At 66.5% G+C, this 16,617-nt stretch carries 14 protein-coding genes and 2 pseudogenes; all 16 read right to left on the bottom strand.

The features are described 5' to 3' along the window. Window positions 1–8: 8 nt before the first annotated feature. Complete coding sequence (locus tag ACRRRO_RS18360; RefSeq protein WP_329863771.1) at window positions 9–275, bottom strand: DUF6112 family protein; 267 nt, start codon at window positions 273–275, stop codon at window positions 9–11. Beyond that, on the bottom strand, window positions 275–1,447 hold the full coding sequence (locus ACRRRO_RS18355) for a M23 family metallopeptidase (RefSeq protein WP_424796259.1): 1,173 nt from the start codon (window positions 1,445–1,447) through the stop codon (window positions 275–277). Before ACRRRO_RS18355 ends, ACRRRO_RS18360 begins: the two co-directional genes overlap by 1 nt. A 15-nt stretch (window positions 1,448–1,462) precedes the next feature. Then, on the bottom strand, window positions 1,463–2,161 hold the full coding sequence (locus tag ACRRRO_RS18350) for a hypothetical protein (RefSeq protein WP_329863768.1): 699 nt from the start codon (window positions 2,159–2,161) through the stop codon (window positions 1,463–1,465). A gap of 71 nt (window positions 2,162–2,232) precedes the next feature. Beyond that, window positions 2,233–3,321, bottom strand: coding sequence for a ParB N-terminal domain-containing protein (locus tag ACRRRO_RS18345; RefSeq protein WP_329863766.1), 1,089 nt, complete (start codon window positions 3,319–3,321; stop codon window positions 2,233–2,235). After that, window positions 3,318–4,187, bottom strand: a complete 870-nt coding sequence (locus ACRRRO_RS18340) for a hypothetical protein (protein WP_424796258.1) — start codon at window positions 4,185–4,187, stop codon at window positions 3,318–3,320. Before ACRRRO_RS18340 ends, ACRRRO_RS18345 begins: the two co-directional genes overlap by 4 nt. An 83-nt stretch (window positions 4,188–4,270) precedes the next feature. Beyond that, a complete protein-coding gene (locus tag ACRRRO_RS18335) occupies window positions 4,271–4,723 on the bottom strand; it encodes a hypothetical protein (RefSeq protein WP_329863762.1) in 453 nt (150 codons plus the stop codon). Further along, a pseudogene (locus tag ACRRRO_RS18330) lies at window positions 4,720–5,329 on the bottom strand (DUF2637 domain-containing protein). Before ACRRRO_RS18330 ends, ACRRRO_RS18335 begins: the two are co-directional and overlap by 4 nt. A gap of 35 nt (window positions 5,330–5,364) precedes the next feature. Continuing rightward, entirely contained in the window at window positions 5,365–6,258 is an 894-nt protein-coding gene (locus tag ACRRRO_RS18325; protein WP_424796257.1) for a bifunctional DNA primase/polymerase, read from the bottom strand. Then, complete coding sequence (locus ACRRRO_RS18320; protein ID WP_424796339.1) at window positions 6,258–7,346, bottom strand: ArdC-like ssDNA-binding domain-containing protein; 1,089 nt, start codon at window positions 7,344–7,346, stop codon at window positions 6,258–6,260. The genes ACRRRO_RS18325 and ACRRRO_RS18320 overlap by 1 nt, the downstream gene beginning before the upstream one ends. Before the next feature lie 262 nt (window positions 7,347–7,608). Further along, the gene (locus tag ACRRRO_RS18315; RefSeq protein ID WP_424796256.1) at window positions 7,609–8,517 is read right to left on the bottom strand and encodes a helix-turn-helix transcriptional regulator; all 909 of its coding nucleotides are present in this window, start codon (window positions 8,515–8,517) and stop codon (window positions 7,609–7,611) included. Between the two features lie 54 nt (window positions 8,518–8,571). Continuing rightward, entirely contained in the window at window positions 8,572–9,264 is a 693-nt protein-coding gene (locus ACRRRO_RS18310; protein WP_424796255.1) for a response regulator transcription factor, read from the bottom strand. Then, a pseudogene (locus ACRRRO_RS18305) lies at window positions 9,261–11,772 on the bottom strand (ATP-binding protein). Before ACRRRO_RS18305 ends, ACRRRO_RS18310 begins: the two are co-directional and overlap by 4 nt. Window positions 11,773–11,774: 2 nt before the next feature. Further along, a complete protein-coding gene (gene kdpC, locus ACRRRO_RS18300) occupies window positions 11,775–12,329 on the bottom strand; it encodes a potassium-transporting ATPase subunit KdpC (RefSeq protein ID WP_434080688.1) in 555 nt (184 codons plus the stop codon). A 92-nt stretch (window positions 12,330–12,421) separates the two neighbouring features. Then, complete coding sequence (gene kdpB / locus ACRRRO_RS18295; RefSeq protein WP_424796253.1) at window positions 12,422–14,578, bottom strand: potassium-transporting ATPase subunit KdpB; 2,157 nt, start codon at window positions 14,576–14,578, stop codon at window positions 12,422–12,424. A gap of 2 nt (window positions 14,579–14,580) precedes the next feature. Next, window positions 14,581–16,251 (bottom strand): potassium-transporting ATPase subunit KdpA, encoded by a 1,671-nt coding sequence (kdpA, locus tag ACRRRO_RS18290; RefSeq protein WP_329864183.1) that lies wholly within the window; start codon window positions 16,249–16,251, stop codon window positions 14,581–14,583. Next, window positions 16,251–16,340, bottom strand: coding sequence for a potassium-transporting ATPase subunit F (locus ACRRRO_RS18285; protein WP_425714132.1), 90 nt, complete (start codon window positions 16,338–16,340; stop codon window positions 16,251–16,253). The genes kdpA and ACRRRO_RS18285 overlap by 1 nt, the downstream gene beginning before the upstream one ends. Between the last annotated feature and the right edge of the window lie 277 nt (window positions 16,341–16,617).

Genomic DNA, 16,617 nt, shown 5'->3' with positions numbered 1-16,617 from the left:
CCGGCTGGTCAGAGCTGTTCGCCGACGCCGAGGAGGAAGTTCGCCCAGGCCACGCCGGCGCCGGCGAGCGCGGCGGCGCCGACCGAGACGAGCAAGCCGGTGCGGGCCTTTGTCGCGGCCTGGTAGTTGCCGCTGGATGAGGCGACCGCCCACACGATCGCGCAGACGATGAGCATGAGCGCGGCGATGATGAGGACGAACATCAGCAGCGCCCCGACGATGGAGCGCAGCTCTGCGGCACCGCCGACGCCGCCGAAGTCGGGAAACACGTCCATCAGGCCCCACCGCCCGCGGTGCAGGTCGCGAGGGTGGTGTCCCCGCCGGTGACGCCTTCCGCATTGTGGTCGGCGAGCCAGGCGGTGGCGTCGACGGCGGGCTGCCCTTGCCCGCCGGGGTGGATTTCCAGGTGCAGGTGGGGTCCGGTGGAGCGGCCGGACGAGCCTACATCTCCGATGTGCTGGCCCGCGGTCACGGTCTGCCCTTCGGTGACGTGGATGCCGGTCTCCCACATATGCGCGTAGTACGACGCGACCCGCTCGCCCCGGACGGTGTGCTCGATGATGACCAGCCCGCCGAAGCCGCCGCTGTAGCCGGCGTGCACGACCACCCCGTCCGCGATGGCGAGGATCGGGGTGCCGTCCGCGGCGGCAAGGTCGGACCCTGCGTGGAAGGCGCGTTCCCCGGTGAACGGGTCGGTGCGCCACCCGAAGCTGTCGGTGTCCACCCACGTCCCTTCGGGAAGCGGGAACACGATGCGCGTCGTCTCCGGCACGATCGGCGCCCCGCCGCCTCCTCCGCCGGTGGGCGCAGGGCGGGTTAGGGCGGCGAGGATCGCCTCGGCCACCGGCTGGTAGTTCTGGTAGCGGTCCGGGTAGGCGGATACCTCGACGGCCTGGGCGGCTTCGCCGGGGTCCATCTGCTGCCAGCCGGGAATGTCCAGCAGCCCCCGCGGGGAGGGGTGGTTCGGGCCGGTCTCGCCGCCGTAGAACGCTCTGGCCTGATAGGTCGAGTCCATCAGCTCGGCGACGGTGCCCCACCCAGCGGCGGGACGCATCTGGAACAGGCCCAAGGAGTCGTGATCGGACCCGTTGCCATCGTTCGGGAAGTCGCCGGACTCCGGGTAAGTGCCGGTGTTGGCGAGCATCCGCAGCGTGGACTCCGTGAGGGCGGCCATGAGCGCGATCACCACGCCGGGACGGCCGACACCGCTGGTCTGCCCGCCGACCGTGATGATCGTCGCGGCGTGGGTGAGCTGGGTCCGGTTCAGCGTGACCGTCTGCCTGTTGCGCGTCGTCGCGGTCAGCGACTCCGGGATCGGCCCCACAGCGAGGGAGCCCGGTGCGCATGCGGTCATCGCAGGATTGACCACGGCCGCCACCCCGACAAGCACGACCGAGGGGGCGAAGAACAGCAGGGCGACCGCGAGAGCGGCGAGCTTCTTCCACACAACAACCACCTGCTCTCAACGGAGGGGGTTGTCGAGTTGGGACAGGCGCAGTAGCTCACAGGTCGTGCCGGTGATGCCGCGGCCTGTGACCGCCGGGGTGCAGACGATGAACACCGTGAACGACACCGGCCGGGACGCCTCCACAGGTTCGGTGTCCCAGGTGCCGTCCCGGTGCCGGGTGCCGTCAATGGTGTACGCGACGGTGCCTGCGGGAATCTGGCCTGGTGCGGCCTGCGCGACCGCGGTCTCCCACGCTTCCGGGATGACCGCGGTATCGACGATGAGCCATTGGCGGGTCTGGTACTGACGGAGCTGCCCCCACGCCTCCACACTCGGCAGATACGCCCGCACATCCCCCGCCAGCGCGGCAGCCTCCTCATCTGCGGCGACATCCGCAAGCATCTGCGCGTAGTCCATCGGGCCATCACCGGTAGTGGTGTCCCAGGTGAACAGCGCGCTGGCGACCGCGCGGGCGAACGCCTCCGGGCCGCCGACCTGCGGCACCGCCACCGGCCCCTCACCGGACGGCCCGGCCGGCGGGGCGGTCACGGTGGAACTCGGTGTGTCGGCGGGAGTGGAGTCGGTGCGGGGTGCGGGGCCGCGCAGCAGCCCGTAGATGCCGACACCGACCAGCAGGAGCAGCACGAGCCCGCCCGCGATCGTGGCGATCAGCAGACGACGACGGCCGCGATCAGCGAGGGTGGCGGGGTCCATGCGGGTCCTCCCAAGAGGCGACAGGTAGGTGGTCGCCGGGAAGGTGCACACACGCCCCCACGAAGCGGTGGTCAGGCGATGTGCTCGCTGCGTTCCTGCGCCCGGCGGGCAGCGCGGGCGGTATCGGCGAACGCGATCGTGCCGGTGACGGTCTGCTCGAACCGTGACCATTGCTCCTCGGTCAACGCCGGGCCAACCTCGTCCGGGTCATGGTGCAGCCACCATCCGGCCATGTCGTCCCAGATCGCGACGAACACGGTCAGCGGGAACGGCACCGGCTCACCCTGATCCTCGACCGCGGTCAGCGCGGGGCGCGGGGGTTTCCGGCCGGTCTTCTTCGCGGCCTTCACGCGGGCGAGCGCGGCCTGCGCCAACTCGTCCAGCTCCACCGCCCGCGCCTCACGCTCCGCCGCCCGCACCTGGACGGCCTCGGCGCGGGCCTGCTCGCGCACATCAGCGGGCAGGGTGGGGTCGGCGGCGACCTGGTCGAGCTCGGCGAGGGAGAGTTCGGCGTTGACGCGCAGGTGGGAGGGGTAGACGCCTCCGCCGGCCTTGATCCGCTCGACCTCCTCCGCCGCGCGAGTGCGCACGGACTCGGGCTGGGATTCGTCGGCGGCGAGGTGTTCGAGTCGGCCGATGCGCTCCAACGTGGTGTGCGAGTCGCGGCCGGTGACCATCTGCGCAGCCTGCACGGCGGCCTCACCGGGGGTGGTTTCCCACGGTGCCGTTAACTTAACGGGACCGTCTTCTCCGGCCTCGTCGGCGGCGTGGAAGCGGGTGGCCTCCTGGCGGCGTGCCGCGTCTTCGGCGAGCAGGGTCTTGAGTTCGCGGTAGAGGCCGGCGGCCTCGAACTGGGTCAGTGGCTTGTGCAGCAGGTTGTCGTCCTGCTCCGCGAGGAGCTGCCCGAGCCGGTCCGAGACACCACTGCGGACCCACACCTTGACGGTCTTCCACCCGAGCAGCTTGATCGCCGCCAGGCGGCGAGCACCGCAGATGAGGTGCCCGTCGAGGGTGATCGTGATCGGTTGCAGCAGGCCGTTGCGCCGGATCGACTCGACCATCGCGGTCAGGTCGCCGTAGTCCTGCCGGTGCCGGCGTCCGACACCGATGGAGTCCACAGCCCGCTCCAGCTCGATGTGCCCATCCTGCGGAGTGCTCACGGGTGATCAGCTCCGCTATCGGGGGCGGCAAGGCCCGCGGTCAGCACGAGGTCATTGTCACGCCATAGCGCTCGCAACGGCTCGCCGATCAGAAGCCGCACCACCAGGCCACGCCCGGCGTTGGTGTGTGCAAGGGAGGGGTCGGGGTTGCCGAGCACAACCCGCAGCAGCGTCGTCCAGGAGGTTCCGGGCAGGTCCAGGAGGGCGCGGGCTTGCCGGTCGCGGCGCAGGACCTCGAAGGCCGACGCTCGCGACACGGATTCGGCAAGCCGCCCGGTGATGTACTCCACCCCGGCCCGCGCGGTCTCCGGCGCCCAACCGACGCGGCTGAGGAACGCGATCGTGTCCTCCACCGCCGAGCCCACGTTCATCGTCCGCTCCAGCAGCAGCTCCTCGTCCTCGCCGAGCACGTCCTCCTCGTCGTCGGTGAAGGGGTCGACGTGGAACGCGGGGTGGTAGTCGGGCAGCGGGTTCTCCCGGTCGCTGAACCGCTCCGCGTCATGGAACACCGAATAGCGGGGCCGGCGCGCCTGGTGCACGGAGCACAGTAGGCCGTTGCCGCGCTCCTCACCGATGCAGGTCACCTGCACCGCACGGGTCACCACCGCCCACGGGTCATCCGCCCGACGAGTCGCAGCTCCCCGCATCGCCTCGAACGCCGCAGAGGCAGCCTCCCACGGGTCCAGGCCGTGCTTGCGAGCCAGGGCGGCGTACTTGTCGGCCGCGTGCCGCATCAGCGCGGCAGCCTCCGGGTCGTTCCGCCACGCGCCCTTGCCGGCCTCATGGAGTCTGTTGAGGAGCGCGCGTAGCGCCTCCGAGTCCTCGAACCAAGCCCGCTCCTGGTCGCGGGTGCTTGCCTTTGTCATTCCGGCACCTCCTGAACAGCAGGTGCGCACACGTCCCCCAGCCGTGGGGCTCGCCGGTGCATGAGGGACGCGCATGGCTCAGGTCACCCCAACCCGATCCCGGACCGTGACACCCACGAATGCCGCTCACCAGCCCCGCGGCCGAACGCGGTCACCGGCAACAACTTCCGTGCCCGCTCGCTCACAACCCGCACGCCCGAGCGCGCGATCGTGCGGGTGCCCCGGTATGTCTGACCGGGCGCGCGGCGGGTGCGGCGGGCGAGCTCGGCTTGGAAGTCGATGCCTTGCCCGGCGACCCTGCCCATCCGCGAGGCCAGCAGATCGGACGGGCGCACCCACACCACCCCCGACCTACGCTTCCCCGCCTCCGCCGCATCGGGCATCTTTTGCGTCGCCGCGGACGGGTCGCCGTGGCGAGCCAGTTCAGACACCTCCCCGTCACCGCTCGGATGTGCCTCGTCGGGCGCCTCGGATTCCTCCCGGCGGCTTGCGGGATGCTCTGCGAGCCGGGCGGTGCGTTGTTCGTCGTCGTTCATGTCGTTTCCTCCGTGTCGGGGCCGGTCAGGACGGGCCGGGCGAACCAGCGTCCGACCGTGGACGGGTGCACTCCGAGGTGGCGGGCGATCTGCTTGTTCGACCAGCCCTTCCTCCTCCCGCAGCACCACCGCCACCTCACGACCCACCGGTGCGGGCCCCATCGGGATCGGTGACGCGGCAACCGTCGACGTCTCCTCGCCTGACTCGCGCGACGGCTCGGGCTCGGGTGCGGGGAGGGGGCGGGTGAGGATCACGGTGAGGTGGGTGATCGCCAGTAGCACCAGCGGCGGCACCGCCGCCACCGACGCGGCGAGCACACCGGGCACGTCGGCGTCGGCGGCGACGACGGCATGGATCGCGTTCGCGGTCACCGACACCACCGCACCGGCGGCCAGCAGCGCCCACGGATACCAGGCGGAACGTTGCCCCGCGAGCGCGACAACGGAGACCGTTGAGACGACGATGATGCCGTCCACGATGAATGGCCACGCCCACGCCTGCCCCGCATCCACCCCAGAGCGGCGGGCAAGATCAGCGAGAGCGGTGAACGAGAGCCAGAACGCGCCAGCGGCGATGAGCACCGTCCCGGCCACCGCGGTCGCCACTGCGACCCGGCCACCCCACGTTGTCGTCGCCGGGTTCACGAGAGCACCCGACTCTCGAGCCGCATCGTCTGGCGCGGCACTTCGCGCTGTATTGCCGGCGCGGAGGCGGGGTGGATGTGGGTGGCGCGGTAGGCGGAGCGAATCGTGGTCGTGACTTCCCGCGGCGACAACCCAGAGTGCTCGGCAGCCGGGGCGAGGGCGTCGACCATCTCAGGCAAGGACATGCCGGCTTCTGCGAGGCGGCAGGATGCCCAGAACAGGCCCCGGTTGCGTTCGCCTTCGCCGCGTTGCGCGACCCAGGCCGCCAGCCGGCTGGCATCCCTTGGAGCCGGTCCGGTGCGCCCGACGTGTCGTGGATCAGGGCGCGGGTCCAGGAAGTCCCGCAACGCTCCCGCGTCCACCGGGCACGGAAGCTCTTGCGAGCCGCCGACCAGCGCATACGAGACGCGCCGATCACCGGTGGCGATCACGGAGGGCGGGACAATGACATAGCCGCCGTCACCGCGGAAGTCGACTCGTGCCCGCGCGGCCTGCCACGAGGGCTGCGGACGGTCCGGATCGGCCGGATAGTAGGCGTGCATCCCACCCGAAGGAGTCCGCACCAACGCCACCCACCCCTCGACCAGGCCGGCACGGCGGGCGCGACCGAACGCACCGAACCCGTGCCCCTCTGCCTTCCGATCCACATCGACGACATCCATCCCAGACACGGCACCGGTCGGAACACCGATGTTCGCGGACGGCCACCGCCGCCACCACCCCGCAACCCGGCCGGCGTCAGTAGTCGCGTCGCGGAAACCGTGCTCGATCCGGGGCCGCTTACCGCCCGGCACGCACGGGAACACCGGTACCCCCGCCTCCGCGAACCGTGCCGCAGCAATCGCCGGCGGGAGGCCGGCGACCTGGGCGAACAACTCTGCCGGGCTCATCACAGACTCCTCACCGCGGCATCCGCCGAGCGAGATGCCCGCGACGGCTCCACCGGTGGCGGCGTAGTGCGTTCTGCTCGCGGGATGTGTTCGGCTCTGGCAGTGTCACGGGTGAGGCCGGGTGGGTCACCGGTACCGACCTGGGCCGTCGGGAGAGCGTCGAGGATCGCCCCGGCGATCTTGCGGACACGCTCCCCAGTGGCCTGCACTACCTCGGCCGGGTCCTTGTCCTTCACCGTGCCCGCCCAGCCGGAGACATAGGGGATCGTGTAGGCGGTGGTGTCCATGCCATGTGCGGCACCGATCATCAACGCCACCGACTCCGCCTCCACTTCACCTACGCCGCGATGCCTTGTCGCGTCCGGGTTATTGGGGCCGTGCAGCCTCACATGCGCGAGCTCGTGAACGAGAGTCTTCACCTGCGCGGCATCACCCATGTTCGTCCGCACCGCGACCGTCCGATTGGTGTAGTCGGTCAGGCCGTTCGCGCCACCGATCTCGCTCTCGTGCTCGACCCGCAACACCGCGAACCCCTCCGCCTCCACCAGGCCCGCCAGCCCGTCCCAGAGACCCGCGGGGGCATCGCCCTCCAGCAGGACCGGCGACGGACGCTCCGGGACCGGAGCGCCGGCAGTCTGGGAGACATCCCACACATAGGCGGACTTCCCGCCGACCATCCGGGAGCGCATCAACTCACCCGGCTTCGGCTTCTCGAATCGGCCCAGCCGCCGCCACGACGACACATCCTGCGGAGTCGAGGACGCAAAACTGCCCATCACCGGAGCGAAGATCATGTACCCCGGCTGGCCCTTCTCCACCTGCCTGCCGAGCGTCTGCCATTGCTTGTACCCTGCGATATACGACGGCTCCGCCGCTTGCACGCGCCCCTGCTCGAAGGCGTCGAGGTGCTGGGCGAAGATCATTAGCGTGTTGCGGAACGAGCGCGCCCGGAACCGGGCAGCGAACTCCAGAGCGCGCTTCCAGTCCTCACCGGAGACGAGCTGGTTGACCGCAGTCGACAGCCGCTCGTGGAGCTGTTCGAGCTTCGCGTCGCGTGTGGCCCGTCTCTCCTCGTCCGTCGCCATCATGAATCTCCTCCCGGCGGGGCCCACGGCGCGTGCCGGTGACCCTTGCGACCATGAGGTGCGCCGGGATCTTCATGAGAGTCAGCCGAGCTTCGGGAAATCCCGTCAACAAGGACGGCTCCACGGTGAGCCTTGCGTATGGGTCTACTCACTACCAGGTTCGAGTGGCCGCTGGACCCTCACGCCTTCTCTTGCAACGATCAGCCCCCCATTGCGCGACGAACAGCGCACGTTAGCGTCGATTCTGGGCGTCGCCGAGAAGTGATCAGCGATGCGCGACGCGATATTCCGATGGACTCATGCTGTATCTGGCTCGAAACCACCGCGCCGCGACACGTGGATCATTCCACCCGCAGCGCTGAGCAATCTCGCGAACGCCGAGTTCGGAATGAAGCAAAAACTGAGCGAACTTCTCGGTACGTATTTGGTTCAATGTACGCATGGGTGAATCCAGACCCCCACCGGAGAACAGGCGGCACAACTGAGAACGTGAGAGGTGCGCGCGACGCGCCAGATCCGCTAATGTCCATGGTTCTTGCGGTGCATCCGCCATCGCCCGTAGCAAGGACATGACACGGTCGGTGGCCGCGCCTGGAAGCGCTATTCTCTGCGCACCCAAGTCAGAGGGTTTGTAGTTGGCTAGGAGTGCGGGAAGCGTGAGCTCTGTGATCCTTGCCAGACCGGCGACGGTCCGGACGGCTGCCACTTCCACCGAGTGAGGCTGATGATCCCACAACCGTCCAACTTCTCGCCAGATGACGGAAGTCTCGTGGACTATGCCTTGACCTAGATCTAGTACTAGCGCTGAACCGTCCCAGTTTGACGGATGCGCTCCTGGCCGGACGCGCTCGATGTCGGGAAGCTGCCACGACATCTGGCTTCGAAGAAATCTCTCGCTCATTCGAACGATCAGGGTCGCAAGCGGGACATGTGGAGATAAGAGATACGTCTGGCGCTCGCCGAGCGCGATGGCCTGGCCTGCCCACACAGTGATCGTCTTTGATGAAGTTTGAATATATCCGCTGCCGCGTTTCACCAGGATGATCTTCGCAGTCTCTAGGGGGCCGAAGCGCGTCGGCGCATCGAAGAGCGCATCCCGCACTGAAACCCGCGCCATCGGATATCCGAGCGCACAAGAACTCTGCCCGCTGGCGCGGGCATCGACCGTTCTCATCTAGATGCTGCTCGCCAACCCCGGCGGCAACTGTGTGAGCCGTGCATGCACGGCTCAGCCTTCCACGTTGTCGAGGCGGTATCCCATGCCTGGTTCAGTAATGATGTGGTTCGGCTTGGAGGGGTCTGTTTCGATTTTCCTGCGGAGTTGTGAGACGTAGAGGCGAAGGTAGCCGGTGTCTTCCGCGTGCTCGGTGCCCCAAATACTGGTGAGGAGTGTTTGTCGCGTGACGAGCTTGCCGGTGTTTCGGATGAGGATCTCGATCACTTGCCATTCGGTGGGCGTGAGGCGGATTTGTCGTCGTCCGGCGGGTGACTCCTTGGTGACGCTTCGTGCAGCAAGGTCGATGGTGACGTTGCCGAGCCGGACAGACGGCAGCGCTTCTTCTTGAGGGACGCGGCGGGTGAGCGCGCGAATACGGGCGAGAAGTTCGTCCACGGAGAAAGGTTTGGTGACGTAGTCGTCGGCGCCTGCGTCGAGTGCTTCGACTTTGTCAGATGCTCCCGCACGGCCGGAGACGACGAGAATGGGTGCTTGAGACCAGCCCCGGATGCCCTGGATGACTTCGATGCCATTGAGTTGTGGCATGCCAAGGTCGAGAAGATAAACGTCGGGGTGCTCGTCGATGGCCGCTCTGACGGCTTGAGCGCCGTCTGTGGCGGTCACGATCTCGTACCCCTTTGCGCTCAGGGTGATGCGGAGCGCGCGAAGGATCTGGGGGTCGTCGTCGGCGATGAGGATCTTCAAGCCTGTTCCTCCTGTGACGGGGATGATGTCGTGAGGTGGATCGGGATGGAGATCACCATGGTCAGGCCGCCGCCGGGTGTGTCTTCGGGAGTGAGTGTGCCGTGCATGGCTTCGATGAATCCTCGGGAGAGGGCGAGGCCGAGGCCGAGGCCACTGGTGTTGTCAGTGTCTCCGAGCCGTTGGAAGGGCAGGAAGATGTCGTCGTGCCTGTCGGGTGTGACTCCTGGGCCGTGATCGATGATCCGGATCTCCAGCCGTTGGTCGAAGGTGCTGGTGGTGACAGTTACCGGCTGGTCCGGTGGCGAGTACCTGGTGGCGTTGGCGAGCAGATTGACGATGACGCGCTGCAACAGGACGGGGTCCGCTTCTGCGGTGCTGTTTTCGTGGCCGAGCGCGAGGCGGATGTCTGACGGGCCGAGTTTCAACTCGTCGAGAGCGGGCGCGATCGCCTCGGCGGGGTCGGTGGGCATTGTGGTGAGGGTGAGAGCGCCAGCCTGGAGGCGACTCACATCGAGGAGGTCGCTGACGAGCGCGGCAAGTGCGGTGAGGCTGTCGTCCGCGGTGTCCAGGAGTTTCGCGCTTGTCTTCGGAGGAGAGCTTCTTTCCAGCCGCGCGGAGCCCACCGACCGCGGCGGATGCGGCGGCCAGGGGGCGCCGCAGGTCGTGACTCAATGCAGATAGGAGTGCGCCGCGGACGCGGTCGGAGGCGGCAATCGGCTCGATCTCCTCCGCGGTGGCGGTGAGTCTTTGATGTTCGAGAGCGGCGCTGATCTGGGCGGCGACGACGGTGAGGAGTCGACGTTCGGAGGCGGGAAGGTCGGCGCCGTGGAGTTCGAGACTGCCGCCTTCAGAGAGCAGGATGACGGTGTGATTGCCGTCGGCGACAGGTTCTCCGGCCGTGGCGATGACGCGGTCTGCGAGTGTGACGCGGACGCCGGGGAGGTGGAATGCCTCGCGGGTGCGGTCGACGAGTGCCTGGATTGCGTTGTCTCCGCGGAGCACACTTCCAGCGATGGTCTGGATGAGCTCGGATTCTGCGGCGGCGCGGCGGGCAGCTCGGGTGCGCCTGGGCTGCCCGGTCGACGACGAAGCTCACCAACGCGGCGATGGTGACGTAGAGGAGGAGCGCCAAGGCGTGCAGAGGGTCGGCGATGGTGATGGTGTGGAACGGCTCAATGAAGAAGAAGTCGAGTGTGATGCCGGAAAGTACCGCGGCGAACAGGGCGGGCCAGATGCCGCCGACGAGTGCGACGACAACAACGAGGAGTTGGTAGCTGAGGACGTCGCTCGTGATCGACTCATCAGATCGGAGGGTGACGAGAAGGGCGGTGAGTGCGGGGCCGCCCAGGAACGCGAGCAGAAATCCGAGAAGACGGCGTTTGAGGGTGAGCGCGCCGCCGATAGGGGGCAGGGTGAATCGTCCGCCAGCAGCGAAGTGGGTGACGATGTGGACGTCGATGTCGCCTGATTCTCGAATAGTCGTGGCACCGATGCCGGGGCCGGTGAGAGCTGCGGCGAGTCGTCCGCGTCGGCTGACGCCGAGAACGAGTTGGGTGGCGTTGAGGGATCGCGCGAATTCGACCAGAGCGGCAGGGATGTCGGCGCCGACCACCTGGTGGTACGTCCCGCCGAGCTTCTCCACAAGGGCTCGTTGTTGTGCCAGAGCTACGGGGTTCCCTGCACGGAGGCCGTCTTGGCTGGTGACGTGCACGGCGATGAGCTCGCCGCCTGCGGATCGTGCGGCAACTCGTGCGCCTCGTCGGAGGAGAGTCTCTCCTTCGGGGCCACCTGTAAGTGCGACGACGACGCGTTCGCGGGCTTCCCATTTGCTATCGATGTCGTGTTCTTGACGGTAGCTCTTCAACGCTTGGTCGACTTCGTCTGCGAGCCATAACAGGGCGAGTTCGCGCAGTGCGGTGAGGTTCCCGAGTCGGAAGTAGTTGGACAATGCCGCGTCGATGCGCTCGGCAGGATAGACGAAGCCGCCGGTGAGGCGGTCACGCAGCGCTTGAGGGGCCAGATCGATGACTTCGATCTGGTCTGATTGGCGGAGGAAACTGTCGGGCACGGCTCTCGTTGCGGAACACCGGTGATCTGCTCGACGACATCGTTGAGGGACTCGATGTGTTGGATATTGACCGTCGAGATGACGTCGATTCCGGCCTTTAAGAGCGCATCCACGTCCTCCCAGCGCTTCTCGTTCCGGGAGCCGGGAGCGTTCGTATGCGCGAGTTCGTCGACCAGCACGATTTCGGGGGCGCGTTGCAGGACTGTGTCGAGGTCCATCTCCTCCAGCTCGACGCCACGGTGAGCGATCATTGCCCGCGGGGTCGACGGGATACCGTCGGTCATGCGTGCCGTGGCTGCGCGGCCGTGTGTTTCGACGATCCCGATCACGACGTCGCGTCCTTCGCCCAGGAGCCGTCGGCCTTCTTCGAGCATGGTGTAGGTTTTGCCGACGCCGGGGGCGGCGCCGAGCAGCACGCGTAACCGCCCCCGTGTCGTCATGGTCAGTCCTCCAGCTCGTCCAGCGCCAGGTTCAGCTCCACCACGTTCACGACGCGGTCGCCGAGGTATCCCAGATCAGGTTCCTTTGTCCATTCAGCCACGAGTTCCTGAACTTGTCCCAGGGGCAGGCCGCGCGCGTCGGCGACGCGCTGGATCTGGATCGCCGCGTAGGCGGGACTAATGTGGGGATCGAGACCGGAACTGGAAGCGGTGACCGCGTCTGCGGGCACCTGATCCGGGTCGACACCGTTGAACGCTGCGATCTCGGCCTTGCGTTCGGTGATCGCGCCGATCAGTTCCTCGTTCTCGGGCCCCCAGTTCGTTCCCGAGGAGGAGGTGCCGTCGTAGCCGTCGCCGGCGGCCGAGGGTCGCGACTGGAAATACTCCGGCAGCGGATCGCCTTCCGCGTCTGTGAAGGACTGGCCGATGAGGGATGAACCAACGGCCTCGCCGTCACTGTTGCTGAGCGGTGATCCGTTCGCTTGAGAGGGGAAGGCAAGTTGTCCGATTCCGGTGATCAGAAGCGTGTAGCCGACCCCGAGGACGACGGTGAACATGATGAGCAGCGCACGTGTGGGCGACCCACAGTGTCCGTCCGCTGCTGCGCGTGGCAGCATTCATGATGATTTCATTCCTTTGGTTGAGAGTGTCAGAAGCCGGGGATGAGGCGCACGAACAGGTCGATGAGCCAGATCCCGATAAAGGGGGCGATGATGCCGCCGAGCCCATAGATGGCGAGGTTGCGGCCGAGGATCTTCGATGCGTTCATCGGCCGGTATTTGACTCCGCGCAGCGCGAGGGGCACGAGGAACACGATCACGATCGCGTTGAAGATCACTGCGGACAGCACTGCAGATGCAGGTGAGTGCAGACCCATGATGTTCAACACCGCAAGGCCGGGGAACACACCCATGAAGATTGCGGGGATGATCGCGAAGTACTTCGCGATGTCGTTCGCGATCGAGAACGTGGTCAACGCGCCCCGGGTGATGAGCAGCTGCTTGCCGATGGCGACGATGTCGATGAGCTTGGTCGGGTCGGAGTCGAGATCGACCATGTTGCCGGCCTCTTTGGCTGCCGAGGTCCCCGTATTCATCGCGACACCGACGTCAGCCTGCGCGAGCGCGGGGGCGTCGTTGGTGCCGTCACCGGTCATCGCGACGAGGTTGCCGCCCTCCTGCTCCTTGCGGATAAAGGCGAGCTTCTGTTCCGGTGTCGCTTCGGCAAGGAAGTCGTCGACGCCGGCTTCCTTCGCGATCGCCGCCGCGGTCAACGGGTTGTCCCCGGTGACCATCACGGTCCGGATGCCCATTGCACGCAACTCGGCGAACCGCTCGGTCAGGCCCTCCTTGACGATGTCCTTGAGGTGGATCACGCCGAGGACTCGACGTTCGCCAGTCGCCGCTTTGACGGCGACAACGAGGGGGGTGCCGCCGGATCGGGAGATGTGTTCGACATGCTCATCGAGCTCTGCCAGTTCGCTGCTGGGAAGCCGCGTCCCGTCTTCTTCCAGCCACGCGGTGATCGCGGAACCGGCTCCCTTGCGGATCTGGGTGCCGTCGGGCACGTCGAGCCCGGACATCCGCGTTTGAGCGGTGAACGGGACGATCTCTCCGCGCGGTGCAGCACCCACGTCGACGCCCTCCGCGCGGGCAAGGTCAACGATCGACTTCCCTTCTGGAGTCGGGTCGGCGAGCGAAGACAGCGCGGCCGTTTCGATGAGTTCCTGCTCGCGGACACCGTCCAGGCGAACGAAGGCTGTCGCTCGACGGTTGCCGTAGGTGATGGTTCCTGTCTTATCCAGCAATAGCGTGGTCACGTCACCGGCAGCTTCCACCGCACGTCCAGACATGGCCAGCACATTGCGCTGAACGAGCCGGTCCATCCCCGCGATACCGATCGCGGACAGCAACGCGCCGATCGTCGTCGGAATGAGGCACACCAGAAGGGCGACGAGGACGGTGATGCTGGCGGGGCTCGCCGGATAGGACGCGATCGGGTTGAGCGTGAGCGCGACGACGACGAAGACGATCGACAACGACGCGAGCAGGATGTTCAGCGCGATCTCGTTCGGGGTGCGCTGACGGGCGGCGCCTTCGACGAGCGCGATCATCCGGTCTACGAACGTTTCGCCCGGCTTGGAAGTGATTCGCACGACGATACGGTCGGACAGCACGCGGGTACCGCCGGTGACGGCGGATCGGTCGCCACCGGACTCGCGAATAACGGGTGCGGATTCACCGGTGATGGCCGATTCGTCCACGCTTGCGATGCCCCACACGATGTCGCCATCGCCGGGGATCAGCTCACCAGCGGACACAACAACCGTGTCGCCCAATCGCAGGTCTGCCGAGGATAGGTCCTTTATGGCGGCTCGCTCGGCGGCTGGATCTGCACCAGGTTGGTAGTCGGCGACATGGTGTGCGGTGGTGCTGGTGCGGGTTTTGCGTAATGTGTCGGCCTGGGCCTTACCGCGACCTTCGGCGATCGACTCGGCGAGATTCGCGAACAGGACCGTGAGCCAGAGCCATACGGCGATGATCCAGGTGAACGACCAAGGAACACTCGTCCCGCCCGACTCGGCGGGTCCGCCCAGGAAAGGTTCGGCGACAGCGAGGAGGGTGGTGAGGGCGGCGCCCACCCACACGATAAACATCACGGGGTTTCGCCACTGCGCGCGCGGATTGAGCTTGCGGAGCGCTCCCGGGAGGGCGGTGCGGATCTGTGCCCAGGTGAGCGTCTTGCGTGGCGCGCGAGTGGTCGCGTGCGGCGCTTCGGCCAGAGGGGTTGGGGTAATGGTGGACATGTTTACAGCAGCCCTTCCGCCAGGGGACCCAGCGTGAGAACGGGGAAGAAAACGAGAGCAGTCACCAGAACCGCGGTACCGACGGTCAGACCGACGAACAACGGACGGTGTGTAGGCAAGGTTCCGGCCGTTGCGGGAACCTTGTCCTGTGCGGCGAGGGAACCGGCCAGCGCGAGGACGAGAGCGATCGGGATGAACCGGCCGAACAGCATCGCGACACCGATCGCGGCGGTCAGCCACGGGGTGCTGGCGGTCAACCCTGCGAATGCGGAGCCGTTGTTGTTCGCGCCCGATGCGAAGGCGTAGATCACCTCGGACAGGCCGTGCGAGCCGGTGTTCGTGAGCGATTCGTTCACGATGCTGTCTCGAAGGGCCGGGATGGCGAAGCTCAATGCGACACCACCGAGGACGAGGATCGGCATGACGAGGATGTACATGCTCGCAAGCTTCATCTCCCGCGGCCCGATCTTCTTCCCGAGGTATTCAGGGGTGCGGCCAACGAGCAGCCCCGCAACGAACACGGCGATCACCGCGATGATCAGCATCCCGTACAGGCCGGCTCCGACACCACCGGGAGCGATCTCGCCCAGCAGCATGTTGACCATCGGGATCATCCCGCCCAGCCCGGTGTACGAGTCGTGCATCGAGTTCACCGACCCGGTCGAGGTCAACGTGGTCGTCGCCGCATAGAGAACAGATTGCACGAGTCCGAATCGGGCTTCCTTCCCTTCCATCGCGGCCCCGGCCAGTTCCGGCGCAGTACCCTGTCCGGCGAACTCGAATGCTGCCAGCGCGCTCACCGAGACCAGATACAGGGTGCCCATCGCGGCGAGGATCGCGTATCCCTGACGATTGTCGCCAACCATCTTCCCGAACGTGCGCGGAAGCGAGAACGGGATCAGCAGGATCAGGAACGCCTGGAACAGGCTCGTCCACCCCGTCGGGTTCTCGAACGGATGCGAAGCGTTCGCGTTGTAGAAACCGCCACCGTTCGTGCCGAGCTCCTTGATGACCTCCTGAGAGGCAACGGGGCCACCCGGGATGGTCTGCGTTCCACCGGTGATGGTGGTCACATCGACGTAGCCGTTGAAGTTCTGCACGACGCCGCCCGCGATTAGTACGATCGCGCCGACGATCGAGATCGGCAGGAGGATGCGGAACGTGCCGCGGATGAGGTCGACCCAGAAGTTCCCGATCGTTCCCGATCTGCGGTACGCGAACCCGCGAACGAGCGCCACGGCGACAGCGATACCCGTCGCAGCGGAGACGAAGTTCTGTACGGCAAGGCCAGCGAACTGAACCGTGTAGGCGAGGTCCTCACCCGAATACGCCTGCCAGTTCGTGTTCGTCACGAAGGAGATCGCGGTGTTGAACGCAACACCCGGCTCGACGTTCTCGTTACCGAGGGAGTACGGCAGCCACTGCTGCGTGCGCTGCATCAAGAACAGCAGCAGAACGCCGACGATCGAGAAGTACAGGACAGAACGCAGATACGCCTGCCAGGACTGCTCCTGAGACGGATCGACCCCGATGACTTTGTAGATTCCCCGTTCGACTTTCCAGTCCTTCCGGGTCGTGAACACCCAAGCCATATAGTCGCCCACAGGCCGGTACAGCAACCCCAGGGCGAGGACGAGCGTGGCGACGCTCGCGATAAGCAAACCCCACTCCATCAGAAACGCTCCGGCTTCACGAGAGCGAACACGAGATAGAACACAGCCGCGACCCCGAGAGCAGCAGCAAGAAACTCGAACACGATCACAGCTTCTCCACCGCCTTCCCGACCAAGCCAACGACTACGAACAGGACGATCACGCCCAGCACGTAGACAATGTCAAGCACAACAAACTCCATTCGGAGAACAGCGACAGCAAGACCGCAGCCGCACGCCCAATTCCAAGCGCAACTCCCGATCAAACACCTCCTGACACCGCAAAAACGGGGCCCTAACGGAACCCATACAGGAAGGCACGGGAACCTAACGCTCCCCTTACACCAGGGCGTCCAGAAGCAGGGCCGTCACCGTTGTGTACCCGGGC

It is taken from the genome of Sanguibacter sp. Z1732 (genome assembly GCF_051020515.1).
Taxonomy (GTDB): Bacteria; Actinomycetota; Actinomycetes; order Actinomycetales; family Beutenbergiaceae; genus CALKWS01.
This window is presented reverse-complemented; position numbering and strand designations above follow the sequence as displayed.

What these genes read in the sequence shown, in the direction of transcription:
- ACRRRO_RS18360 (WP_329863771.1), bottom strand. Translation starts at nt 275, where the DNA reads ATGGACGTGTTTCCCGACTTCGGCGGCGTCGGCGGTGCCGCAGAGCTG.
- ACRRRO_RS18350 (WP_329863768.1), bottom strand. Translation starts at nt 2,161, where the DNA reads ATGGACCCCGCCACCCTCGCTGATCGCGGCCGTCGTCGTCTGCTGATC.
- ACRRRO_RS18340 (WP_424796258.1), bottom strand. Translation starts at nt 4,187, where the DNA reads ATGACAAAGGCAAGCACCCGCGACCAGGAGCGGGCTTGGTTCGAGGAC.
- ACRRRO_RS18335 (WP_329863762.1), bottom strand. Translation starts at nt 4,723, where the DNA reads ATGAACGACGACGAACAACGCACCGCCCGGCTCGCAGAGCATCCCGCA.
- ACRRRO_RS18325 (WP_424796257.1), bottom strand. Translation starts at nt 6,258, where the DNA reads ATGAGCCCGGCAGAGTTGTTCGCCCAGGTCGCCGGCCTCCCGCCGGCG.
- ACRRRO_RS18320 (WP_424796339.1), bottom strand. Translation starts at nt 7,346, where the DNA reads ATGATGGCGACGGACGAGGAGAGACGGGCCACACGCGACGCGAAGCTC.
- ACRRRO_RS18315 (WP_424796256.1), bottom strand. Translation starts at nt 8,517, where the DNA reads ATGAGAACGGTCGATGCCCGCGCCAGCGGGCAGAGTTCTTGTGCGCTC.
- kdpC (WP_434080688.1), bottom strand. Translation starts at nt 12,329, where the DNA reads ATGTTCACCGTCGTCCTCGGGGTCGGCTACACGCTTCTGATCACCGGA.
- kdpB (WP_424796253.1), bottom strand. Translation starts at nt 14,578, where the DNA reads ATGTCCACCATTACCCCAACCCCTCTGGCCGAAGCGCCGCACGCGACC.
- kdpA (WP_329864183.1), bottom strand. Translation starts at nt 16,251, where the DNA reads ATGGAGTGGGGTTTGCTTATCGCGAGCGTCGCCACGCTCGTCCTCGCC.